Annotated in this window: 26 protein-coding genes; 25 read left to right on the top strand and 1 reads right to left on the bottom strand. The window is 37.5% G+C overall.

The annotated features are described in order from the left end of the window. The coding region (locus AN964_RS19065; RefSeq protein ID WP_161809292.1) for an IS3 family transposase at positions 1-289 on the top strand (289 nt) is incomplete at its 5' end. Positions 290-529: 240 nt separating this feature from the next. Here AN964_RS19065 and AN964_RS19060 read toward each other — a convergent pair. Next, on the bottom strand, positions 530-1,819 hold the full coding sequence (locus AN964_RS19060) for a GH25 family lysozyme (RefSeq protein ID WP_055741407.1): 1,290 nt from the start codon (positions 1,817-1,819) through the stop codon (positions 530-532). A 258-nt stretch (positions 1,820-2,077) separates the two neighbouring features. Here AN964_RS19060 and AN964_RS19055 point away from each other — a divergent pair, with 258 nt between their 5' ends. The 24 genes from AN964_RS19055 to AN964_RS18945 all read left to right on the top strand — a co-directional run bounded on the left by AN964_RS19055 (position 2,078) and on the right by AN964_RS18945 (position 22,504). Further along, complete coding sequence (locus AN964_RS19055) at positions 2,078-4,333, top strand: S8 family serine peptidase (RefSeq protein ID WP_055741406.1); 2,256 nt, start codon at positions 2,078-2,080, stop codon at positions 4,331-4,333. Between the two features lie 288 nt (positions 4,334-4,621). Then, the gene (locus AN964_RS27350; protein ID WP_280513086.1) at positions 4,622-4,744 is read left to right on the top strand and encodes a hypothetical protein; all 123 of its coding nucleotides are present in this window, start codon (positions 4,622-4,624) and stop codon (positions 4,742-4,744) included. Beyond that, a complete protein-coding gene (locus tag AN964_RS19050) occupies positions 4,728-4,940 on the top strand; it encodes an AtpZ/AtpI family protein (RefSeq protein WP_055741405.1) in 213 nt (70 codons plus the stop codon). Before AN964_RS27350 ends, AN964_RS19050 begins: the two co-directional genes overlap by 17 nt. Positions 4,941-4,953: 13 nt before the next feature. Beyond that, positions 4,954-5,340, top strand: a complete 387-nt coding sequence (locus AN964_RS19045; RefSeq protein ID WP_055741404.1) for an ATP synthase subunit I — start codon at positions 4,954-4,956, stop codon at positions 5,338-5,340. Positions 5,341-5,351: 11 nt separating this feature from the next. Continuing rightward, positions 5,352-6,062 (top strand): F0F1 ATP synthase subunit A, encoded by a 711-nt coding sequence (gene atpB, locus AN964_RS19040; RefSeq protein ID WP_055741403.1) that lies wholly within the window; start codon positions 5,352-5,354, stop codon positions 6,060-6,062. 83 nt (positions 6,063-6,145) lie between these two features. Further along, on the top strand, positions 6,146-6,358 hold the full coding sequence (gene atpE, locus AN964_RS19035; protein ID WP_055741871.1) for a F0F1 ATP synthase subunit C: 213 nt from the start codon (positions 6,146-6,148) through the stop codon (positions 6,356-6,358). Between the two features lie 208 nt (positions 6,359-6,566). Further along, the gene (atpF, locus tag AN964_RS19030) at positions 6,567-7,091 is read left to right on the top strand and encodes a F0F1 ATP synthase subunit B (protein ID WP_055741402.1); all 525 of its coding nucleotides are present in this window, start codon (positions 6,567-6,569) and stop codon (positions 7,089-7,091) included. Continuing rightward, positions 7,088-7,618, top strand: coding sequence for a F0F1 ATP synthase subunit delta (locus AN964_RS19025; protein WP_055741401.1), 531 nt, complete (start codon positions 7,088-7,090; stop codon positions 7,616-7,618). The genes atpF and AN964_RS19025 overlap by 4 nt, the downstream gene beginning before the upstream one ends. A gap of 19 nt (positions 7,619-7,637) precedes the next feature. Then, positions 7,638-9,146 (top strand): F0F1 ATP synthase subunit alpha, encoded by a 1,509-nt coding sequence (gene atpA, locus AN964_RS19020; RefSeq protein ID WP_055741400.1) that lies wholly within the window; start codon positions 7,638-7,640, stop codon positions 9,144-9,146. A gap of 141 nt (positions 9,147-9,287) precedes the next feature. Further along, positions 9,288-10,145 (top strand): ATP synthase F1 subunit gamma, encoded by an 858-nt coding sequence (gene atpG / locus AN964_RS19015; RefSeq protein WP_055741399.1) that lies wholly within the window; start codon positions 9,288-9,290, stop codon positions 10,143-10,145. 180 nt (positions 10,146-10,325) lie between these two features. After that, positions 10,326-11,747 carry a F0F1 ATP synthase subunit beta gene (atpD, locus tag AN964_RS19010; protein WP_055741398.1) on the top strand — a complete coding sequence of 474 codons (1,422 nt, stop codon included), beginning with the start codon at positions 10,326-10,328 and terminating at the stop codon, positions 11,745-11,747. A 22-nt stretch (positions 11,748-11,769) separates the two neighbouring features. Beyond that, positions 11,770-12,174 (top strand): F0F1 ATP synthase subunit epsilon, encoded by a 405-nt coding sequence (locus AN964_RS19005; protein ID WP_055741397.1) that lies wholly within the window; start codon positions 11,770-11,772, stop codon positions 12,172-12,174. A 159-nt stretch (positions 12,175-12,333) separates the two neighbouring features. After that, entirely contained in the window at positions 12,334-12,570 is a 237-nt protein-coding gene (locus tag AN964_RS19000) for a DUF1146 family protein (RefSeq protein WP_055741396.1), read from the top strand. 401 nt (positions 12,571-12,971) lie between these two features. Beyond that, complete coding sequence (locus AN964_RS18995) at positions 12,972-13,706, top strand: YwmB family TATA-box binding protein (RefSeq protein ID WP_055741395.1); 735 nt, start codon at positions 12,972-12,974, stop codon at positions 13,704-13,706. A 32-nt stretch (positions 13,707-13,738) separates the two neighbouring features. Beyond that, entirely contained in the window at positions 13,739-15,049 is a 1,311-nt protein-coding gene (gene murA / locus AN964_RS18990) for a UDP-N-acetylglucosamine 1-carboxyvinyltransferase (RefSeq protein ID WP_055741394.1), read from the top strand. Between the two features lie 364 nt (positions 15,050-15,413). Next, the gene (spoIID, locus tag AN964_RS18985; protein WP_055741393.1) at positions 15,414-16,421 is read left to right on the top strand and encodes a stage II sporulation protein D; all 1,008 of its coding nucleotides are present in this window, start codon (positions 15,414-15,416) and stop codon (positions 16,419-16,421) included. A gap of 183 nt (positions 16,422-16,604) precedes the next feature. Next, entirely contained in the window at positions 16,605-17,462 is an 858-nt protein-coding gene (gene spoIIQ / locus AN964_RS18980) for a stage II sporulation protein SpoIIQ (protein ID WP_083489501.1), read from the top strand. Between the two features lie 481 nt (positions 17,463-17,943). Continuing rightward, positions 17,944-18,207 (top strand): sporulation transcriptional regulator SpoIIID, encoded by a 264-nt coding sequence (spoIIID, locus tag AN964_RS18975; protein ID WP_055741870.1) that lies wholly within the window; start codon positions 17,944-17,946, stop codon positions 18,205-18,207. Between the two features lie 390 nt (positions 18,208-18,597). Then, positions 18,598-19,599 carry a rod shape-determining protein gene (locus tag AN964_RS18970; protein ID WP_055741391.1) on the top strand — a complete coding sequence of 334 codons (1,002 nt, stop codon included), beginning with the start codon at positions 18,598-18,600 and terminating at the stop codon, positions 19,597-19,599. 26 nt (positions 19,600-19,625) lie between these two features. After that, positions 19,626-20,441, top strand: a complete 816-nt coding sequence (locus AN964_RS18965) for a flagellar hook-basal body protein (RefSeq protein WP_055741390.1) — start codon at positions 19,626-19,628, stop codon at positions 20,439-20,441. A gap of 20 nt (positions 20,442-20,461) precedes the next feature. Beyond that, positions 20,462-21,292 carry a flagellar hook-basal body protein gene (locus AN964_RS18960; RefSeq protein WP_055741389.1) on the top strand — a complete coding sequence of 277 codons (831 nt, stop codon included), beginning with the start codon at positions 20,462-20,464 and terminating at the stop codon, positions 21,290-21,292. A gap of 13 nt (positions 21,293-21,305) precedes the next feature. Continuing rightward, positions 21,306-21,578 carry a DNA-directed RNA polymerase subunit beta gene (locus tag AN964_RS18955; RefSeq protein ID WP_055741388.1) on the top strand — a complete coding sequence of 91 codons (273 nt, stop codon included), beginning with the start codon at positions 21,306-21,308 and terminating at the stop codon, positions 21,576-21,578. Positions 21,579-21,656: 78 nt separating this feature from the next. Next, positions 21,657-22,082, top strand: coding sequence for a 3-hydroxyacyl-ACP dehydratase FabZ (fabZ, locus tag AN964_RS18950; RefSeq protein ID WP_055741387.1), 426 nt, complete (start codon positions 21,657-21,659; stop codon positions 22,080-22,082). 140 nt (positions 22,083-22,222) lie between these two features. Next, positions 22,223-22,504 carry a hypothetical protein gene (locus AN964_RS18945; protein WP_055741386.1) on the top strand — a complete coding sequence of 94 codons (282 nt, stop codon included), beginning with the start codon at positions 22,223-22,225 and terminating at the stop codon, positions 22,502-22,504. The last annotated feature ends 164 nt before the right edge of the window (positions 22,505-22,668 follow it).

The raw sequence follows: 22,668 nt of genomic DNA, 5'->3' as shown, positions 1-22,668 counted from the left end.
TCAAGGCTGGCATTATCAACACAACCAATGGGTCAGAACGTTAAAAGAAAATAAAATATTCCAAAGCATGTCACGTAAAGCAACCTGCGCAGACAACGCTTCGATGGAGAATTTCTTCGGCATTTTAAAACAAGAAATGTATTATGGGGAGATTCTAGTAAGCTATGAAGAATTAAAAAGAAGAATAGAAGAATATATCTACTGGTATAACAATGAACGTTCAAAAGAAAAATTGGCTGGAATGAGTCCAGTTGAATACCGAACTCAATCCAGCCAATCAGCTGCATAATAAAACTCTAACTTTTAGGGGTAACCACCGAAAGTAAAACCATGCGTTTTTGGTAACCTTTCGCGGACACTAAGTACGTTATTTTCATAAATAAGGTATTTTTGAGGGTGTTTGCGGACACTGAGTACGTTATTTGCTGAAAAATACTCAAAAATGACTGCTTTTTAGCTAATAACGGAACGTCTGTCCGCTCAGATCCTGTACTGTATTCTTAGTGAGAGTTTTTTCCTAAGAAATTAATTACTTCACTATTATTTTTTGTCCGGGATAAATAATGTCCGATTTTAATTTGTTCAAGGATTTTAATTTTTTTACGGTTGTTTTATTTTTCTTCGCAATCTCCCATAATGTGTCCCCTTTAACGACCTTGTGGTATTTTGCCGCTATAGTAGTTTTTTGGCCTTTAGCTTGAATTTTTATTGTTTGCCTAACGCGAATGAAGTTAACATTTTTTATTTTATTTAATGACTTTAGCTTAGAAACGGTCGTGTGAAATTTTTGGGCAATACCACTTAATGTATCACCTTTTTTTACCTTGTAAGTTGTTGTTAATGCTGTGGAGGGTTTTGTTGTAAGTTTACTATTCTGAAGATTAATTTTAGCGGGTTTTGCACCAGCCTTCAGTTTGGCAAGCAGGGCAAGATTCTGGGCTGCAGTACCATTATAATCCGCAATTCCATATTTAGAGGCTAGTTTTTGCCGTGCCTTAAAGGAGGAATCCATTTTTTTTGATTTTAAGTAATCTACGATAGATATAGGCTTGATAGTTCCTACATGATGAATAACCTTCTGGGTAGACTTGGTTTTTGTACTGTATTTGCCTGCGTAATCCTCTGACACGTCGAAATATCCATAGCTGCTCATTCCGATAAATTGATAGTCTTCCGCCCACTGCCATGCACCTTTACCATTTGAGAATTGTGCTGTGGGATTTCCTCTTTGTGGATATTTAGGATAGGACGCGATCCAAGGTTTATCAATGATTAATGTTCCAGGTTTTAAATGATGGTTATAAAAATAAGATCCTGAATATAGGTCCACCCGTGTATATCCAAGCTTCTTCATTTCAGAAATAAAAGTATTTGTATAGTGTGTAAGATTACTGGAACTATTTGATAAATTATCAGCTTCTACGTCAACAACAACATATCCATCTTTCTCTTTGTTAAACCCAACCAACTTCAGTTTCTTATCAAACCATTGTGCTTCCGCTTTTGCGCTTGTATTGCTTGTAAAACGCGCATAATGATAAGCGCTGACAATTAATCCAGCCTGTCTTGCATTGGCTATATTTACACTTGCAGCGGGGTCTACAAAATACCTATCTTCTGAAACTTTAACTACTACACCTTTCACGCCGCTTGCTTTTATAGTTTGAAAGAATGCAAGTGGTAATCCCAGTTCACGGTTATGATGAGAAACATCGATGAAATCTACATCAGGCTCTTCTGCGAATGAGCTTACTCCGAAAGAAAAAAATAGCCCGATAGAAAGGATGAGTAATCCAATCCATTTCGTTACTTTTTTCAAATTAATACACCACCTTCCATGAAGATGTTTTGATCTTGTTGTAAAAAGGACTCTTTAACAGATGGAATGGTAAAATCAAAACTTTGCACGTGTACGTATTTTGTTGATACTTTCTGATAACCGTTTTAAGCTTTTACAAAACTGATAAAAATGCCCATTTTTTGAAAGGGGCATTACCGTTAATACATGAAAGGAAGGATATTAATGTTGAATATTCCATTTCATTAAAGAAAAGCTAAGGAAAAAAGGGAAGATAATATGAAAAAAATATGGGTATTCGTTGTATCAGCCTATTTGTGTATAGGAATGCTGCACTCTAGCAATGCACAAGTCTGGAAGATACCTCCTCTTCCTAAGCCATCTTCAAATGAAGAAATGATCATGATTTTTTCTACAACCGAGCCTCCGAAAGAAGAAGTCATTAAAGAATTCCTTTCAGGTTTTCAAACATTGAAAATCAGGTATCTTTTCACGGAGGCATTTAACGGCTTTTCGTTAAAAGGAGAAAAGGAGGAATTAGAACGATTTGCAAAAAGCTTTAATAAAGTATCAGCTATATTCGAATCAAACGTATATACAACAGATTTTATGAACAGCGAAAGTAACCAATTGATAGGGATGGAAAATGCAAGGGGAATTTTTGATCAATATGGAAATCGTTTAACTGGGAAAGGAGTAAAAGTAGGTGTAATTGATACGGGTCTCGATTACACTCATCCAGATTTAATTGGAAGTTATAAAGGTGGATTTGATTTTGTCGATGGGGATCATAATCCAATGGAGGCCATGGATCAAAAAGGGATGACGATTCATGGAACTCATGTTGCCGGTATTATAGCCGCTAATGGTAAGATGCGGGGGGTGGCACCAGAGGTTGATCTATATTCCTACCGGGTTTTAGGTCCTGGAGGAAAAGGGACAACGGACCAGGTTTTAGCAGCAATTGATCAAAGTATAAAGGATAAAATGGATATCATAAATCTTTCTTTAGGGACAAATATTAATGGACCTGATTTACCTGTTAGTATGGCTTTAAATAAAGCAGTTGCAAAAGGAGTCGTTGCAGTTACATCAAATGGAAATTCAGGTCCAAATATGTGGACGGTTGGTTCTCCCGGCACATCGTCAAGCGCAATTTCCGTGGGTGCTTCTACCCCACCCTTGTATACTCCATATTTGTCTATCCCTACTATAAAAGTAAACATGCCTCTTTCTCTTTTACATGGGAGTAAAGATTGGAGCTTTGACCGGTCCGTTCTTATTGTAGATGGAGGACTCGGAAATAGGGGGGAAATAAAAGATGCAAATGGAAAGCTCGTATTAATAAAAAGAGGGGGGATCTCTTTTACAGAGAAAGTGATAAATGCGGCAGAAGCAGGAGCAGTTGGGGTAATTATGTTCAATAATACAGATGGTGATTTTGCCGGAATAATTGATAAGAAATGTCCTATTCCAGCAGCAACAATACCGAGGGATTCTGGTGAGCTGATACGATCTGAAGCAAAGCAAAAATCACTATTAGCTTCAACTATTTATAAAAAGGAAGAAGATTATCTAGCCGATTTTAGTTCTCGTGGTCCGGTAACTGTTAATTGGTCCGTTAAACCGGATGTAACGGCGCCGGGAGTAGCGATAAACAGTACCATTCCTAAAGGGAGTTATACGATGTTGCAAGGAACGAGTATGTCTGCCCCGTTTGTTACCGGCGCGGCGGCAATAATTAAACAAGCGCATCCGACGTGGAAACCGGAAGAAATTAAATCCGCCTTAATGAATACGGCAAAACCCCTCTTTGATCAACAGGAAAAGCAGTATAAAGTATTTGAACAAGGAGCTGGAAGAATTCAAGTAGAACAAGCCGTTAAAACTCAATCATTAATTATTCCGGGAAGTCTTTCTTTCGGGATATTGGCGGAGGATAAAAATAATCGGACAAAATATATAACGGTTAAAAACATATCGAATAAAACACTTAACTATTCCTTTAATCTAAATAAATTTAATCCGAATATAAGATGGGAATTACCTCAGTCTTTTTCTCTTCAGCCAAAGGAGGAGAAAAGCATCCCTATTAGAGCCATCTTAACAAGGGAATTTAATAAAACAAAAGAAATGATTGATGGGCGCTTAATACTCGAGGCTGGCAGTCAAAGGATTGAAATTCCATATTTATTTGCTGTTAAAGAACCGAGTTATCCACGGATAATGGGATTTTCCGTAGTACCTGGAGACAAAAGGGGGTATATAAGATACGAAGCATATTTACCTATGGGTGCTGAGGAATTTGGAATTGCTCTTTTCGATTCAGAAACGATGTCTTTTATTGGTTTTTTAGATATTAAGAATCACATAGGTGCCGGGATGGTAAATAATCAGCTTCTATTACCAAAACAAACTCATCTAAGGAGGATAACTGCAGTTGCATTCGCTAAAAATAAAGGGGAAGAGGATTTTGAAGAATGGTCTATTCCGTTAAGAAAGGAGGAAGCGCTTTGGTCATCCTCTATCAAATAGGCGATAGATAAAATCATTATACCTTCTTATATTTTTAAAATGCCGAAGATACTTATTAAAGAACCAACCCAGAAATGGAAAAAATAAGGTCTAGATAAATTTGCAAATTTCTCCTAAAATGAGCTTTGATAGATAGAAGGTTCACACCTAATTTTTAGTTATAAAAAAATAATTAAAAATTTGATGATTTTGTGACAATTTCCATTCTGTATGGGATGACAACACCGTTTTTCAAAGAAACACATTGACATTAAATTTCCCCTATTGTATGCTAACAGAGGGTGCAGAATGATAGGGTTTTCACTGGTTTTCATAGAAGTGAAAATTTCCATTCTATCATTTGCAAAACAAGAATATTTTATGACAAATGTTCTTGGAAAGTGGAGATGTGATGATGGGAAAAAAGGATAAAAATCCTTTGAATGCAATGACCTTATATGCCACAATCCTTTCCCAATTAGTAGGTTCTATTTTAGTTGGGATATTTGCTGGAAAATGGTTAGACGGTTATTTCCATACGGAACCACTATTTTTAATAATCGGACTACTTCTTGGCCTCGCAACAGGTATTTGGGCCATGCTTCACACAGTCCGACATTTCTTTTAGGAGATAGAAAGACATGCCGGAACTCCAACAACTATTTAACAGGCATCGCAAGTTTATGCTGTTTCTGTTATCCCTCCTCGTTTTAGGTTGGGGCTTTACCCCCTATCATTCCATATTTTTAGGTTTGATTCTCGGTACATCTGTTAGTCTATATAATCACTGGCTGACAATGAGGAAAACAAAACGTTTCAGCGATGCTGTTGTTAGCGAAAAGCGCCCAGCTAAGTCTTTGGGGACTTTAATAAGAATGGGTACTGCTGTCATCAGTGTGTTAATTGCTTTACGCTATCCGGATACGTTTAATGTTTTTAGTGTTATCTTGGGATTAATGACCTCTCACGTCGTCATTATGATAGATTTTATTTTCCTAACTATCCAATCACACAAAAGCGGAAAGTGAGGTGAGCACGCTTGGAACATAAAGCACCTGTGGTGGAGTTTTTAGGACTTTACTTTAATTTAGCAAACGTCCTGATGATAACAGTTGCAACTGTCATTGTACTTATTATAGCCATCGTTTCCACAAGAAGATTAGCTATGAAGCCCACTGGAATGCAAAATTTCATGGAATGGGTAATGGACTTTGTTAAAAATATTATTAAAAGCAATATGGATTGGAAAACTGGCGGATCATTCCACATCTTAGGGATTACAATTATCATGTACATCTTTGTATCTAATATGCTCGGTCTCCCATTTAATATCGTCATTGATGATACACTATGGTGGAAGTCACCGACAGCTGATCCAGTCATCACATTAACTTTGGCCGTAATGATTGTAGGTTTAACACATTATTATGGTGTGAAGCGAAATGGTTTATCTGGTTATGTTAAAGGATTCTTTTCACCAATTCCATTTTTATTCCCACTGAAAATTATCGAAGAATTTGCAAATACATTAACACTAGGTTTGCGTCTTTACGGTAATATTTATGCGGGTGAAATTTTGTTAGGGCTTCTATCGGCAGGTCTTGCATCTTCTGTAGGAGGCACTATCGGGGCAATTATCCCGACACTTGCATGGCAAGGATTTTCAATTTTCGTAGGTTCCATTCAAGCATTTATCTTCACCATGTTAACAATGGTTTATATGGCTCATAAAGTTAGCCACGACCATTAATATAATCCTGTAAAAAAATACAGGGGTAAAATATCAAAACTATAAATTTTTTATACATTTAAAGGAGGAACTTTATAATGAGTTTGGGTGTACTTGCAGCAGCAGTTGCAATCGGTTTAGCCGCTATCGGTGCCGGTATTGGTAACGGTCTTATCGTAGGTCGTACAGTTGAGGGGATTGCTCGTCAACCAGAAGCACGTGGAATGCTTCAAACAACTATGTTCATCGGTATTGCGCTAGTAGAGGCGATTCCTATTATCGCGGTTGTTATTGGTTTCATGGTTGTTAATAGATAGTATTTACATTTTCAAAATGGCGAAGATTACTGGAGAATCCTTCGCCATTCCTTTATGTAGAGTAAAAAATAAGGATAATAAGTATAGATATATCGGGTAAAAACCCGAAAAATACCTTGGATAATCAGGGGCAAAAAGAAATACTTAGTTTTATGAACCACCCATTATTGGGAATAGGATCAATAACTCTGGAAGGAGTGAATAATAGGTGTTAACGAGTGGCTTTGTACTTGGATTGGCTGCACATGGACATTTGAATACAGGCGATATCCTTTTCCAGCTAATCATGTTTATTATTTTGCTAGTATTGCTTAAGATCTTTGCTTGGAAGCCGTTAATGGGCATCATGAAACAACGTGAAGACCATATTGCGAATGAAATTGAAGCGGCTGAAAAAAGCCGAGTTGAAGCAAATAAATTATTAGAAGAACAACGCTCTATTTTAAAAGAAGCTCGTCAAGAAGCACAAACAATGATAGAAAATGCGAAGAAGCAAGGGGATATTCAACGCGAAGAAATTATTGCCATTGCCCGCGGGGAATCTGAACGCATTAAAGAAGCAGCGAAACTTGAAATTGAACAACAAAAAGAAAAAGCTGTTGCTGCGTTGAGAGAACAAGTAGCATCTCTATCTGTGCTAATTGCTTCTAAAGTAATTGAGAAGGAATTAAGTGCTGCTGATCAAGAAAAACTTATTAGCGATTATATTCAAGAGGCAGGAGAAAAACGATGAGTGCAGTAGCAAAACGTTATGCATTGGCGCTTTTTCAATTGGCTAAAGAAAATAATCAGCTTGAGCAGTATGAATCAGAACTTCGTGAAGTGAAAAAAGCACTTGCGGATAACGCAGATTTTAAAAATCTATTAAAATTGCCAAAGCTTCCTTCTGAAAAGAAGAAGGAAATTTTAACGCAAGTGTTCTCTAAAACTTCCACTTATGTTTTAAACACTCTAATGCTACTTTGCGATGCTCATCGTGAAGAGGAAATGGAAGCAGTAGCAGAGAGCTTTATTGAATTAGTAAATAATGAACGTGGAATTGCAGAAGCTGTCGTGTACTCGACTCGCCCGCTATCAGCAAGTGAAAGCGAAGCAATTTCCTCTGTATTTGCTAAAAAAGTTGGAAAAACATCTTTAAATATCGAAAATATTATTGATTCAAATATACTTGGTGGCGTTAAGGTCCGCATAGGCAACCGTATTTTTGACGGAAGCTTACAAGGAAAACTTGACCGTCTAAAACGTGAGTTAATCAGTTAAGAAATGAGGGGTGACATTCATGAGCATTAAGGCTGAAGAAATCAGCGCGCTGATAAGAAAACAAATTGAAAATTATCAGTCTGAAATGAAAGTTAGCGATGTTGGTACCGTTATATCTGTTGGGGACGGTATTGCTCGTGCTCATGGTCTCGATAATGCCATGGCTGGAGAGCTATTAGAGTTTTCAAACGGTGTTATGGGTCTTGCTCAAAACCTGGAAGAAAACAATGTCGGTATCGTAATATTAGGACCATTCCGCGATATTAAAGAAGGTGACGAGGTTCGCCGCACTGGACGTATCATGGAGGTACCTGTTGGGGAAGAATTAATCGGACGTGTAGTAAACCCACTAGGACAACCGGTGGATGGTCTTGGACCAATCAATACAACAAAAACAAGACCGATTGAAAGTAAAGCTCCTGGTGTAATGGATCGTAAATCTGTACATGAACCATTACAAACAGGTATTAAAGCGATTGATGCTCTTGTACCTATTGGACGCGGCCAACGTGAGTTAATTATCGGTGACCGCCAAACAGGTAAAACAACAGTAGCAATCGATACAATCTTAAACCAAGCAGATCAAAATATGATTTGTATCTATGTTGCGATTGGACAAAAAGAATCTACTGTACGCGGTGCAGTTGAGACTCTTCGCAAGCATGGCGCATTAGATTATACAATCGTAGTAACGGCGTCAGCTGCACAACCGGCTCCTTTATTATACCTTGCTCCATATGCTGGTGTAACAATGGGAGAAGAATTTATGTATAACGGTAAGCATGTATTGGTTGTTTATGATGATTTGTCTAAACAAGCTGCTGCATATCGTGAGCTTTCTCTATTATTACGTCGTCCTCCAGGTCGTGAGGCATTCCCTGGGGATGTATTCTATTTACATTCACGCTTATTGGAACGTGCAGCTAAGCTTAGTGACGCACTTGGTGGCGGTTCTATCACTGCATTACCATTTGTTGAAACACAAGCAGGGGATATCTCCGCTTACATTCCAACAAACGTAATCTCCATCACAGATGGACAAATTTTCTTACAATCGGATTTATTCTTCTCTGGTGTACGTCCAGCGATTAATGCGGGTCTATCCGTATCTCGTGTTGGGGGTTCTGCCCAAATTAAAGCGATGAGAAAGGTTGCCGGAACACTTCGTCTAGACCTAGCGTCATTCCGTGAACTTGAATCATTTGCTCAATTCGGTTCAGATCTTGATAAAGCTACACAAGCAAAACTAGCTCGTGGTGCTCGTACAGTAGAAGTATTAAAGCAAGATTTAAATAAACCTATTAAAGTGGAAAAGCAAGTTATGATTCTTTATGCCTTAACAAAAGGTTTCCTAGATGATATTCCTGTTCAAGACATCGTTCGTTTTGAAGGAGAATTCTATTCTTGGCTAGATCATAATCGTGCTGCGTTATTAGAACAAATTAGAACAACAGGTCAGCTAGCTGAAGATGAAGATATGACTTCTGCTATTAATGACTTTAAAAAGACTTTTGCTAAGTCTGAGTAAGTAATAGAAAATTAGAACTGTCCCAATGTAAGGATTGACACCACACTTCGCATAAAAGCTGCTCTTATTTTTTATGCTTGACGCAAGTGGTGTCAGACACTTATGGGACCTCTTTACTTAAAACGAGGGTGGTGAGACTTAGTGGCATCCTTACGCGATTTAAAATCTCGTATTAATTCAACGAAAAAAACCAGCCAAATTACAAAGGCGATGCAAATGGTTTCCGCTTCTGCCTTAAGCAGAGCCGAAATGAATGCGAAATCATTTGTACCATATATGGAGAAAATCCAAGATGTTGTAGCAAATGTTGCACTTGGAAGTAATATCGCTCATCCAATGTTAGTAACGAGACCTGTTAAGAAGACCGGTTATTTAGTTATTACATCTGATAGAGGATTAGCTGGGGCATATAATAGCAGTGTTTTACGTTTAGTATCTAATACTATTAAAGAGCGTCACAAATCAAAAGATGAGTATGCGATTATTGCAATTGGTAGAGTTGGTTACGAATTTTTCAAGAAACGCGATGAAAATATTGTGTTGAATATTGTAGGATTACCGGATCAACCATCATTTGCTGACATTATGAAGATATCTAGTAAAACAGTTCAGATGTTTGCCGACCAAACATTTGATGAATTGTATATGTATTACAATCATTTTGTTAATGCTATCCAACAAGATGTTACGGAGAAAAAGCTGCTTCCTTTAACGGATATTGGTGCTTCCGGAAAGAAGCTTACTTCCTATGAATTTGAGCCATCTCCTGAAGAAATCCTAGAGGTACTTCTTCCACAATATGCTGAAAGTTTAATTTATGGTGCTCTATTAGACGGTAAGGCAAGTGAACATGCCGCACGTATGACGGCAATGAAGAATGCAACGGATAATGCAAAAGAGCTTATTGACTCTTATACACTACAATTTAACCGTGCACGTCAAGCAGCAATTACGCAAGAAATTACGGAAATTGTCGGTGGTGCAGCTGCACTAGAATAGACCAAATGCGCAAGCGCCTTGCTCATCCACTAGCCGATAGACGCTGGTGAAATTTGAAGTACCAATTTCACTTGGAGCTAGACGTGGACAATTTTTCGCAGGGTTATTCACGGACTAAATGAGAAATAGAAGATTCAGGCGGGGCTTACTTCGCCTTAATGCAAGATAGGAGGTAAAATGATGAACAAAGGACACGTTCTACAAGTAATGGGTCCAGTTGTTGACGTTAAGTTTGAAAATGGTCAACTACCTGATATATATAATGCGTTAAAAGTTCAATATAAAGCGCAATCAGCTACTGAAGTCGACATCGATTTAACTTTGGAAGTTGCTCTTCACTTAGGTGATGATTCTGTACGTACGATTGCGATGGCTTCTACCGACGGTGTACAACGTGGTATGGATGCAATTGACCTTGGTGAGCCAATTTCAGTTCCTGTTGGTGACGTAACATTAGGCCGTGTATTTAATGTACTTGGTGATGCAATTGACTTGGACGGAGAACTTCCTGGGGGAATTCGCCGTGACCCAATCCATCGTACTGCACCAACATTTGAACAACTTTCTACAGAAGTAGAAATACTTGAAACTGGTATTAAGGTTGTTGACTTGCTTGCCCCTTATATTAAAGGTGGTAAAATCGGCTTATTCGGTGGTGCCGGAGTTGGTAAAACCGTACTAATTCAAGAATTGATTAATAATATCGCTCAAGAGCATGGTGGTATTTCTGTATTCGCGGGTGTTGGGGAACGTACTCGTGAAGGAAATGACCTTTACCATGAAATGAAAGATTCCGGCGTTATTAAGAAAACTGCCATGGTATTCGGGCAAATGAACGAGCCTCCAGGTGCACGTATGCGTGTTGCCTTAACAGGTTTGACTATGGCTGAATATTTCCGTGATGAACAAGGACAGGACGTATTGTTCTTTATCGATAATATTTTCCGTTTCACACAAGCAGGTTCTGAGGTATCAGCCCTTCTAGGACGTATGCCATCAGCCGTTGGTTATCAACCGACACTTGCTACTGAAATGGGTCAATTACAGGAACGTATTACATCTACAAATGTTGGTTCCGTTACATCTATCCAAGCGATTTATGTACCAGCCGATGACTATACTGACCCTGCACCTGCAACAACATTTGCGCACTTAGATGCAACAACAAACTTAGAGCGTAAACTTTCAGAGATGGGTATTTATCCGGCAGTGGATCCACTTGCTTCAACATCCCGTGCACTTTCTCCTGAAATTGTTGGGGAAGAGCATTATACTGTGGCACGTAAAGTACAACAAACCCTACAACGCTACAGAGAATTACAAGATATTATTGCGATTCTAGGTATGGACGAACTTAGCGATGAAGATAAATTAGTCGTTGCCCGTGCTCGTCGTATTCAATTCTTCTTATCACAAAACTTCCACGTGGCTGAGCAGTTTACTGGTCAAAAGGGTTCTTATGTACCAGTAAAAGAAACAGTTCGCGGATTCAAGGAAGTATTAGAGGGTAAATACGATCATCTGCCAGAAGATGCATTCCGTCTTGTAGGTCCAATTGAGGATGTAGTGAAACAAGCTAAAGAGATGGGCGTAGAGGTATAATAAGGGACCAGGAGGATCAAAGATGAAGACATTGAAAGTCAGTATTGTCACTCCAGACGGCCCAGTGTATAGTTCAGATGTGGAAATGGTGATTACAAAGGCGCAAAGCGGTGAACTGGGTATTTTACCTGGACACATTCCTACCGTAGCTCCACTTCAAATTGGCGCTGTTCGGTTAAAAAAAGGCGGCGACACTGAGCTTGTAGCAGTAAGTGGCGGTTTTCTAGAAGTGCGACCTGAACAAGTAACCATTTTAGCTCAAACAGCTGAAAAATCAGAAAGCATTGATATCGAACGTGCAAAACATGCAAGAGTTCGTGCCGAACAGAGAATAGAAGCTAAGACAGATGATATTGATCTTGTTCGTGCAGAACTTGCTCTTAAACGTGCGATAAATCGTATAAATGTTGCTGAACACCGCTTCTAATATAAGAGAACACCTTCTGTTTTACAGAGGGTGTTTTTTATCAATGAACTTTGTTAGAGACCCACTTGAGTGAGAGTTACCAAAAAATAAAAATTGCCTTGCGCAAAATTAGTCCATCCGGCAATTGAATTAAGGATTAAAATAAAAGGGGTGCAAAATATGGTAGCTGATTTCGGACAACAAGCTTTAATCAGTATAATCGTACATATATTTTTCTTTGCGATTACGTTTTGGTCATTACAAGCACTAAATTATGAAAAGCTTTTAAAACCAAATCGTGTATTTCAAGCAAGGCTGTTGATGATTATATTAACCATTGCCATCGGATCATCCATAAGTAATTTTTTTCTCAATTACCTTCTATGGTCACAACAACTTCCTCTTATATTTCAATAAAGGCTCTTTTCTTAAAATACGACACCTTAAAAATCTAATATCCAATATTTTTTTATTGTTTTTAATTATGAAAATAAATGAGAAAAGGTGCCCAAAACAGGAACTTCTTAGAAAGTTATAATGGAATAAAAGCAATAATTCTTAGAAACAGCTCATAATGTCATCATTTTGTTAAAAATAGGACTTCTTAAGTGTTTTCAAACGAACTATAATTCATTATGATGTAATATGAATTTAACTTTTGTGTAAAATAGTTGTAACATTACAAGTAGATAATCCGTCTACTTTAATGTGGTTTTTTATACCAAAGTTTTGCAAAACAACTGTCAAAAGATGACGACTTTTCCCAAGTATGTGTTGGCCCTTTCTGGTAAACACTTTTACTAAGGGAGAGGATACTTTTGAAACAGAAAATGATTTTTTTAATCTTTGTCATTATCACTTGTTTTATGTTCGCAAATTTTGGGAATAAAACCAATGCAGCTCTTTATACCACAGATTTAGACAAAATAGCTGAAATGGTCAAGAAGCAAAATGGGAGTATCAATGAATGGTCTTTATATGCAAGAGAATCCATTGAGATTCAATCAATGAATGATTGGGATAAGAAAGTAAAATCCCTCAAAAAGCAATATCCTTTTATGGATTGGAAGGTCGATCGCAAATCGGGGCTCGCAATAGGTATGAAAAACCACAAAGAATTTGTCGAAACAATAAAAGTTATGTCGACCCCTACAAAATTTTCTGCATCATCGTATTTATTATATGAGATTAAAGGTCGCAGTTGGAATTCTACTTTTGCGATGAAAATCGATCAAATCCTACCAAAAAAATTGGATGTTCTTTACAGGGATAAACCAACAATTTTCTCTTGTATCAAAGGCGAATTCAATGATAAAATTGAAAATGTTTTATTGACTGAAAAAGAGCAATTGTTGCAAGGATTTAACGCAAAGGAATTGGAATCTTTAAAGGAAAAAGACTTTTACTCAATTTCAGCGTTTTCGCCTTTATTTTCCGAGTCCATTCCAACAAAAAATAATAAAATGAATTTGCAAATTGGACTGAGAAAAAATGGATTGGGCGCTAAAACGACCTTCGTTATTGGCACACCTATCATAACGATTGAATATTAATATAGAGAAAATGGACGCGGAGGGGAATACTCTTGGAAAAAATCATCGTCCGCGGCGGAAAAAGGTTAAATGGTACGGTACAAGTTGAAGGTGCTAAAAATGCCGTATTGCCTGTTATCGCTGCATCATTGTTAGCTAGTGAAGGAAAAAGTGTTATACGTGATGTACCAACACTCTCCGATGTATATACAATTAGTGAAGTGTTACGCCATTTAAATGCAAATGTAACCTTTCAAGATAATGAAATCACTGTAGATGCATCAAGAGAGTTATTAATTGAAGCTCCATTTGAATATGTACGAAAAATGCGTGCTTCTGTACTTGTGATGGGACCATTATTAGCCCGTGTGGGAAAAGCTCGTGTTGCTCTTCCTGGCGGTTGTGCAATTGGTTCAAGACCGATCGACTTGCATCTTAAAGGATTTGAAGCGATGGGTGCCAAAGTAAAAGTAGGAAATGGATTTATTGAAGCAGAATCAGAAGGACGTTTAAAAGGTTCGAAAATCTATTTAGACTTTCCAAGTGTTGGAGCAACGCAAAATATTATGATGGCTGCAACATTGGCGGAAGGTATGACTGTGATTGAAAACTGTGCCAAGGAACCGGAAATTGTCGACCTGGCAAACTTCTTGAATAAAATGGGTGCCATTGTAAAAGGTGCAGGAACTGGAACAATTCGTATTGAAGGTGTAGAAAGTCTATTTGCAACGGAACATACGATTATTCCAGACCGAATTGAAGCCGGTACATTTATGATTGCAGCAGCAATAACCGGTGGAGATGTCCTTGTAAAAGGTGCAGTCCCTGAACATCTTACATCATTAGTAGCAAAGCTGGAAGAGATGGGTGTTCTTATTATCGAAGAACCACAAGGTTTAAGGGTTATCGGTCCAGAAAGGCTAAAGGCTGTTGATATTAAGACTATGCCTCATCCAGGCTTTCCAACAGATATGCAATCGCAAATGATGGCTCTTCTTGTTTGTGCAGAAGGGACAGGAGTTATTACAGAAACAGTATTTGAAAATCGTTTTATGCACGTGGAAGAATTCCGCAGAATGAATGCAGATATAAAAATCGAAGGGCGTTCAGTTATCATTAATGGTCCTAGCGAGCTGCAAGGTGCTGAGGTTTCAGCAACAGACCTTAGAGCTGCAGCGGCCTTAATCATTGCTGGTTTAAAAGCGGACGGTTATACACGTGTTACGGAATTAAAACATCTGGACCGTGGATACTTAAACTTCCATCTAAAATTAGCAAGCCTTGGTGCTGACATTGAACGAATTAATGATGAAGTGGAAATTGTAACCAAGGTTAACGAATATGTATCTGACGTAAATGTATGAAAATGAAGGAAAACCCGTACAATGTTTTGTAGGGGTTTTTTTATTTTGCAAAAATGCCATTCGTATAAGTCTTTTAAAAAAATCTCTTACCCAACTCTATCATCCCTTTTTTACTAGTACATATATTTTTCATAGAAATAATCATAAAAGCATGCTTCTCACCATAATTATGAGTAGTTGGGTTTATCAAGGCTATTTTCTTAATCTTTGTTGCTTTTATATATTAGAAAACTATAAGAATAAGTATCTTTTTTAAGAAAAGATGCGCCAAATCTAAGTCCAATTTAGGATTTAAAACAAATTACGAAAAGCAACAATTTATAAGAAAACAGCCCATCCTAAATACATTATGGAGGCATCAAGCATGAAACAAATAAAACCAGTCCTGCTAATTCTCTCTCTAGTAATTGCCGTATCCTTTCTTGTACCTACCTTACTCGTCCTACCTTTTTCATCCGAAAAAGTGAGTGGAAAGCTTGATGAAAAATTACAAAAACCAAAAACTACAGAACCTGCAATTGAGGTTGCGGTATATCGAACAAAAACAAAGGAAATTGAAAAGCCGGATCTAGAAGATTATGTCGTAGGAGTAGTTGCATCTGAAATGCCCGCCACATTTCAGAAAGAGGCTTTAAAAGCGCAAGCACTAACGGCCCGCACCTTTATTGTGAAACAGTTAATGTATGGCGGCAATAGCAGCCTTCCAAAAGGCGCTATGGTAGAAGACACAACGAACTTTCAAGTCTATCAAAATATGGATGAATTAAAAAAAGAATGGAAAGATAAGTACAACCAAAACATAAAAAAAATTCGCGATGCTGTTGAAGCAACCGCAGGCCAAATTTTGACCTACAATGGAAGTCCTATTACAGCATCATTCTTTTCCACTAGTAACGGCTATACCGAAAACTCGGAAGATTACTGGGATCAACCAGTCCCTTATTTAAAGAGTGTAAAAAGCCCTTGGGATATATCATCCCCGAAATTCAATTTTAAAGAAGAGATTCCTGTTTCTGAATTTGAAAATAAACTTGGAGTTCAGTTACCCAATACAGGAAACGTTGGAACGATTACATCACGGACTCATGGGAATCGGGTTGGAACAGTTAAGATTGGCGGTAAACAGTTTACCGGACGAGAGATTAGAGAAAAACTTAACTTACGTTCAGCAGATTTTAGCTGGGTGCGTCAAGGCGACCAAATAATTGTTACGACGAAAGGCTATGGTCATGGGATTGGAATGAGTCAATATGGGGCTAATGAAATGGCGAAGAAAGGAAAGAGCTATAAAGACATTGTTAAATATTATTATCAAGGTGTTCAAATTACCAACACAGATCAATTCTTAAATAAGGCAACAGCGAAAAAATAAGCTTCTCAATCATTGAGGGCTTATTTCTTTTTGAAAATTCTGTTCAAAGATGCGAAAAAATTAATGAAAAAAATCATACATAATATCGTCATAAATGCTAAATAATAAGAATTTAAAAATTTTTTCAAAATAGATGTATATATTTCCCTGTATCTGTTCAAAATGGATGCAGAGGTGATGAAAATGAGAGAGGAAGAAAAGAAATTATCTTCTCAAAAAAAACGCGGAAAAAGCATATTTAAAAAACGTTGGGTATATCCGGCAATTTATCTTGTATGTGCTGCATTACTTATTTCGGGAATTTTCTGGTATCAGTCTAAAGGCAATGAATCTGCTAAAAAGAACTTTAGTTACCGTGGGGATAACTTAGTTGGAAAAAAAGAGTATGATAACCCTGCCACAGAGGTTAGTAAAACACTAGAAAATTTCAAATGGCCAGTAAAAAATAAAGATGCAGCAAAAATCGTAAAGGACTTCTATGATTCGAAAGCTTCAGCGGAAAAACAAGAAGCAGCTATCTTAGTATATAACGGCAACCAATTCCGACCTAATCGCGGGGTTGATATTGCGATGAAGGATGGAAAAGAATTTGACGTTGTAGCAGCTATGAGCGGTACTGTAATTAAGGTAAATGAAAATGACTCCTTACTTGGCAACGTTATTGAAATTGAACACACTAAAGGCGTTGTAACTGAGTATCAGTCTGTAAAAGATATTCAAGTTAAAGTTGGGGATATTGTAAAGCAAAATCAAATCATTGCTAAAGCAGGTACAAGTCAGTTAAATGAAAAAGCTGGAACACATGTACACTTTGAGATTCGCAAAGATAATCAAGCTTTAAACCCAAACACTTATTTTAATAAGTCCATATCAGCACTTGAAAATGTAAAAGCAGAAAGTAAATCCTCTGCCAGTGATCAAATGAATAGTGATGATCAATCAAGTAATTCAAAAGATGATAATGCAGCAGAGAGTAACGACGGTACCGACAATTCAAGTGATAATAGCAATTCACAAAATACAGATGATAGTCAAGGCTAATCTAATGTAATAAGAGTTAAGAGCGGAATTTCAAAGCATTCCGCTCTTTTTATCATTTTGTGATAAAAATGATCAATAGCAAAAAAGCAGTAAAGCCGTAATTAGGAATAATCGTTCAAACTTATAATTTTATTAGAGAATCAATGACTAAGTTAACGAATTTTCGGAAAATTATCCATACACCTTGTCCTTATTATGGTTTTTGTGCATATATTTTTACCCAAGCTAATACAATGTTACAAACCTGACAAAAACAAAGAGAGTGTTTGAGGTGAGTAATCGTAAAGTATTACTATATATAGTTGCGGTCATGAAGAATTTCTAGAAGGGGAGAGCATGATTGTTTGCTCTCTTGCGCATAAAAGGTAAAGGAAAAGCAGCGAAAGCCTTTTTCTTATGCGTTGCTACAGTATACTCCGTGGAAAGGGAAAGCGAGTCTCATTTCACACTTCTCTCATCCAATTTGGGGAGGGCGAGCGGTGTGCACGATTACATCAAAGAGAGAACTATCAAGATTGGAAAGTATATCGTGGAGACGAGAAAAACGGTTCGTGTAATTGCGAAAGAGTTTGGCGTGTCCAAAAGTACTGTCCACAAAGATTTAACAGAAAGATTACCGGAAATTAATCCTGAACTAGCAAATGAAGTGAAAGAAATATTAGATTATCATAAATCCATCCGGCATTTACGTGGCGGAGAAGCAACAAAACAAAAGTATAAAAAAGAAGAATTTCAAAATAACTAATGATAAAAAGAAGCAATTGACAAATTGATTGCTTCTTTTTCATTATGTCTGCCGCAAGGAGCCTATTGGTTAGCGGATACCTACATCTTCTCCCTGCGATAAGCCGGCATCGAATCGTTCCTCGCGTGTTTGTTGTATGTTGCGTCAAATGAGATTTGAAGTGTGAATTCACTCAAGCGTTAGCCGGAGGTGCGGCACTTGCGCTTTTCTTATTTCCTATTTTTTTACTAATTTTTAAAAGATTTTTTGACAATGAATGCCTAAACTCGACAAAAATATGTTAAAATATAAAATTAGGGAAATAGGGACTTTTGACATAAATAAAATTTACATAGATTGCCCTTTATTAACGTTCAAGCTAGTTTGCCCACTATGAAAGGAGTAACGTACATGTTTGCAAAGGATATAGGAATAGACTTAGGTACTGCTAACGTATTAATTCATGTAAAAGGACAAGGAATCGTTTTAAACGAGCCATCTGTTGTGGCTATTGATAAAAATGCTAATAGGGTTTTAGCTGTTGGGGAGGAAGCCCGTCGAATGGTGGGAAGAACACCAGGAAATATCGTAGCTATTCGTCCGTTGAAAGACGGAGTAATTGCTGATTTTGACGTAACAGAAACAATGCTAAAGCATTTTATCAATAAATTAAACGTAAAAGGATTTTTATCAAAGCCAAGAATCCTAATTTGTTGTCCTACTAATATTACAAGTGTAGAACAAAAGGCCATTCGAGAAGCTGCTGAAAAAAGCGGCGGTAAAAAAGTATATTTGGAAGAGGAGCCAAAGGTCGCAGCGATTGGTGCAGGAATGGATATTTTCCAGCCTAGCGGAAATATGGTAGTGGATATTGGCGGCGGTACAACCGATATCGCAGTTCTTTCCATGGGTGATATTGTAACTTCTGCTTCCATCAAAATGGCAGGAGATAAATTTGATAATGAAATCCTTCAATATATTAAAAAAGAATATAAATTGTTAATTGGTGAACGTACAGCGGAAAGCATCAAAATTAACATTGGCACTGTATTCCCTGGTTCTCGTAAGGAAGAAATGGAAATTCGCGGCCGCGATATGGTTACCGGATTACCAAGAACCATATCGGTAAATTCTAAAGAAGTTGAACAAGCTCTTAAAGAATCTGTGTCCGTTATTGTCCAAGCAGCTAAAAATGTATTGGAAAAAACTCCGCCTGAATTATCTGCAGACATTATTGACCGCGGTGTAATCTTGACTGGCGGTGGTGCATTGTTACATGGTATCGATCAATTATTGGCAGAAGAATTAAAGGTACCAGTATTAGTAGCGGAAAATCCAATGGATTCTGTTGCGATTGGTACAGGTATTATGCTTGAAAACATGGATAAAATTGCAAACCGTCGTTTAGTGTAATGAACTCACATTTGGGGGAATGAAAAATGCTTAGAGGATTCTATACGGCTGCAGCGGGAATGGTTGCACAACAACGCAAAACAGATCTTTTAACCAATAATATGGCTAATTCGAATACCCCTGGATTTAAAGCGGATCAATCGTCTTTAAGGGCATTTCCTGAGCTTCTTTTACAGCGCATGGGTAAGCAGACGGTTCCAGTTGAGAACGCATTTTCAATTCCTTCCTCTTCCATGGTTGGAGCTGTAAATACTGGTGTATACATGCAAGAGGTTCTTCCCAAGTTTCTTCAAGGAGATTTGCAAGAAACACAAAATAAAACGGATTTGGCCCTTCAGGATTTGAATCCAAATTCCACAAGCGCTGTATTTTTTTCCGTTCAGGATAAAGATGGCAATGTGAAATATACGCGTAACGGAAACTTTACCTTGGACGGAGAAGGCTACTTAACAACTGCAAATGGTCTTTATGTTTTAGACCGGGGTGGGAATAGAATTCGTTTAAACAGTGTGGACTTTACTGTGGACAGTAGTGGTCAGATAAGCGAACAAGGCAGACAGGCAGGAACTTTAGGGATTGCGATTGCGGCAAATTCCAATAGCTTGATAAAAGAAGGCAATGGATTATATCGAATGGATAATAACTCCGCGCTTCCTCAAGCCCCTGGTGCAAGTTTTCAGGTAAAGCAAGGATGTTTGGAACGTTCCAATGTGGATGTATCGCAAACCATGACAGATATGCTATCGGCTTACCGAAGCTTCGAAGCAAACCAAAAAGTGTTGCAGGCATATGACCACAGTATGGATAAGGCGGTTAATGAAGTTGGACGAGTAAATGGCTAGGAAGGTGAGGGGTTTTTCTAATGAATAGATCTATGATTGTAGCATCCAATACATTGAATCAACTGCAAAAACAACTCGATATTATTAGTAATAATATGGCCAATATTGACACAAATGGTTTTAAAAAAAGAGAAGCAACCTTTTCAGACCTTCTTTTTCAACAATTCAATAATCAGCTGGATACCAAGAAAGAAATCGGCAGAAATACGGCACTCGGCATTCGTCTAGGTACTGGTGCAAAAATTGCTCAATCACAAATGCTTTTAACCCAAGGCAATGTAAAGGAAACAAAACGTCCGTTAGATATTGCATTTACTACTGAGAACCAATTTTTAAAGGTATTAACGAATGAAAATGGACAAAGTGAAGTCCGTTATACAAGAGATGGAAATTTATCGCTTTCCCCGGTAGGAAACAACGAAGTGATGCTTGTAAATAGTTCTGGATATCCGATTTTGGACGAAAATAATAAAATGATTACCTTCCCGAAAAATGCGGAAAGCTATACAATAACTAGCCAAGGTAACCTGCAAGTAAAGTTAGACAATGGACAAACAAGGTCCTTTAATCTTGGTGTGATAACTGTAAACAAGCCGCAGTTTTTTGAACAATATGGTGATAATTTGATTGGCTTACCGAACAATGGCGTCACTGGCACAAATGTATTTACTAATATGGTCGGGCAATCAAGGAATAACATTTCCATTCAGCAAGGTGCATTAGAAGGTTCAAATGTGAATTTAGGCCAAGAGATGACGGAGCTAATCAATGTCCAGCGAAATTATCAATTTCAATCAAGGGCTATCACGATTTCAGATCAAATGATGGGGTTAGTAAACGGTCTTCGCTAAAGGGGATATTAGAATGACAGAAAAGGAAATCCAGCCAAAATCAGAATCACGTTCGCAATATAAAAAGAGAAAAAAAATAGAGGAAAGACGAACAGCCAGAAGAGAAAAAATCCGTGTTCGACTTATTCCCATTTGGCTGAGAGTCGTTCTTGTATTGGTTGCAATTGTGATTAGTGTTTTATCCGGCCTTATAGTTGGATATGGCGTTATTGGCGATGGAAATCCTTTTGATGCATTATCGAAATCGACTTGGACTCATATTGTAGACCTTGTAAATAAAAAATAAGGGGGAAGGATTATCCTTTCCTTTTTTCGTGATATAAGAATTCGGCGCTTACGCATTCAAATACAGGAGGTTAAGAATATGTTAGATATTCAACAAATTAAAGAAATTATCCCGCATCGTTACCCGTTTTTACTCATTGATAAAATCACAGAGGTAGAAGAAGGAAAAAGAGCGGTAGGGATAAAAAATGTGTCAGGAAATGAGGAGTTCTTTAACGGACACTTTCCAGATTTCCCAGTTATGCCAGGAGTATTAATTGTCGAGGCATTGGCGCAGGTAGGGGCCGTTGCTATGCTTAAAAAAGAAGAAAACCGCGGCAAACTTGCCCTTTTTGCAGGAATTGATAACTGTCGATTTAAACGTCAAGTTAGACCTGGCGATCAATTGGTATTAGAAGTTGAGATATTGCGTTTAAAAGGTCCAGTAGGTAAAGGAAAAGGCGTTGCAAAGGTAGACGGCGAAATTGCATGTGAGACAGAGTTAATGTTTGCTATTGGAAAATGATGCCGTATCTACGCTTTTTGGAAGGACCAGTTTAAATTTAGTTATAGAATAGATTCTCAAAGGCTCCTTAGTTTTTCGTATGTTTTCAGCGGGGAAGGGGAAAGTTATCCATAGAGCACACCTCGAAAGGAGAAGTCTTCATGAATCGAAAAATGCTTAGATGGGTTTTAAGTTTTTCCCTGATCGCTATTTTGTTGACAGGATGTAATACGAAAAAACAAGAGCCACCACCGCCGAGTTTAAATAATGGTGTTAACGAAAATAGAAACATGAATAATGTAGATAAAGATAAATTTAATAAGAGCAATAATAAACAAATGAATACGGATAAGAACTTTAAGAATGTGAACGATATTAACGAAAATGATAATGAATATAATAAAGACCTCAAAAATGAAGACTATAAAAAGAGTAAAAAGTAAAATAAGCAGGAAGTAACCTGCTTATTTTGTCGTTACCCATGTTCATTAGTTGAAATGAAAGAAACAACATAGATTAAAAAAAGAGACTTAGTTGAAGTTTCTTGGTTTTTAGAGTAAAATTCAACAATAGTAGAGAATAGGTATAATAATATATCTAAATAGCT

This window comes from Heyndrickxia shackletonii (assembly GCF_001420715.1).
Classification (GTDB): Bacteria; Bacillota; Bacilli; order Bacillales; family Bacillaceae_C; genus Margalitia; species Margalitia shackletonii.
The sequence above is the reverse complement of the archived record's forward strand: the minus strand, read 5'-3'. Positions and strand labels throughout refer to the sequence as shown.

What these genes read in the sequence shown, in the direction of transcription:
- AN964_RS19055 (WP_055741406.1), top strand. Translation starts at nt 2,078, where the DNA reads ATGAAAAAAATATGGGTATTCGTTGTATCAGCCTATTTGTGTATAGGA.
- AN964_RS27350 (WP_280513086.1), top strand. Translation starts at nt 4,622, where the DNA reads ATGATAGGGTTTTCACTGGTTTTCATAGAAGTGAAAATTTCCATTCTA.
- AN964_RS19050 (WP_055741405.1), top strand. Translation starts at nt 4,728, where the DNA reads ATGGGAAAAAAGGATAAAAATCCTTTGAATGCAATGACCTTATATGCC.
- AN964_RS19045 (WP_055741404.1), top strand. Translation starts at nt 4,954, where the DNA reads ATGCCGGAACTCCAACAACTATTTAACAGGCATCGCAAGTTTATGCTG.
- AN964_RS19025 (WP_055741401.1), top strand. Translation starts at nt 7,088, where the DNA reads ATGAGTGCAGTAGCAAAACGTTATGCATTGGCGCTTTTTCAATTGGCT.
- atpA (WP_055741400.1), top strand. Translation starts at nt 7,638, where the DNA reads ATGAGCATTAAGGCTGAAGAAATCAGCGCGCTGATAAGAAAACAAATT.
- atpD (WP_055741398.1), top strand. Translation starts at nt 10,326, where the DNA reads ATGAACAAAGGACACGTTCTACAAGTAATGGGTCCAGTTGTTGACGTT.
- AN964_RS19005 (WP_055741397.1), top strand. Translation starts at nt 11,770, where the DNA reads ATGAAGACATTGAAAGTCAGTATTGTCACTCCAGACGGCCCAGTGTAT.
- AN964_RS19000 (WP_055741396.1), top strand. Translation starts at nt 12,334, where the DNA reads ATGGTAGCTGATTTCGGACAACAAGCTTTAATCAGTATAATCGTACAT.
- spoIID (WP_055741393.1), top strand. Translation starts at nt 15,414, where the DNA reads ATGAAACAAATAAAACCAGTCCTGCTAATTCTCTCTCTAGTAATTGCC.
- spoIIQ (WP_083489501.1), top strand. Translation starts at nt 16,605, where the DNA reads ATGAGAGAGGAAGAAAAGAAATTATCTTCTCAAAAAAAACGCGGAAAA.
- AN964_RS18970 (WP_055741391.1), top strand. Translation starts at nt 18,598, where the DNA reads ATGTTTGCAAAGGATATAGGAATAGACTTAGGTACTGCTAACGTATTA.
- AN964_RS18965 (WP_055741390.1), top strand. Translation starts at nt 19,626, where the DNA reads ATGCTTAGAGGATTCTATACGGCTGCAGCGGGAATGGTTGCACAACAA.
- AN964_RS18960 (WP_055741389.1), top strand. Translation starts at nt 20,462, where the DNA reads ATGAATAGATCTATGATTGTAGCATCCAATACATTGAATCAACTGCAA.
- AN964_RS18955 (WP_055741388.1), top strand. Translation starts at nt 21,306, where the DNA reads ATGACAGAAAAGGAAATCCAGCCAAAATCAGAATCACGTTCGCAATAT.
- fabZ (WP_055741387.1), top strand. Translation starts at nt 21,657, where the DNA reads ATGTTAGATATTCAACAAATTAAAGAAATTATCCCGCATCGTTACCCG.
- AN964_RS18945 (WP_055741386.1), top strand. Translation starts at nt 22,223, where the DNA reads ATGAATCGAAAAATGCTTAGATGGGTTTTAAGTTTTTCCCTGATCGCT.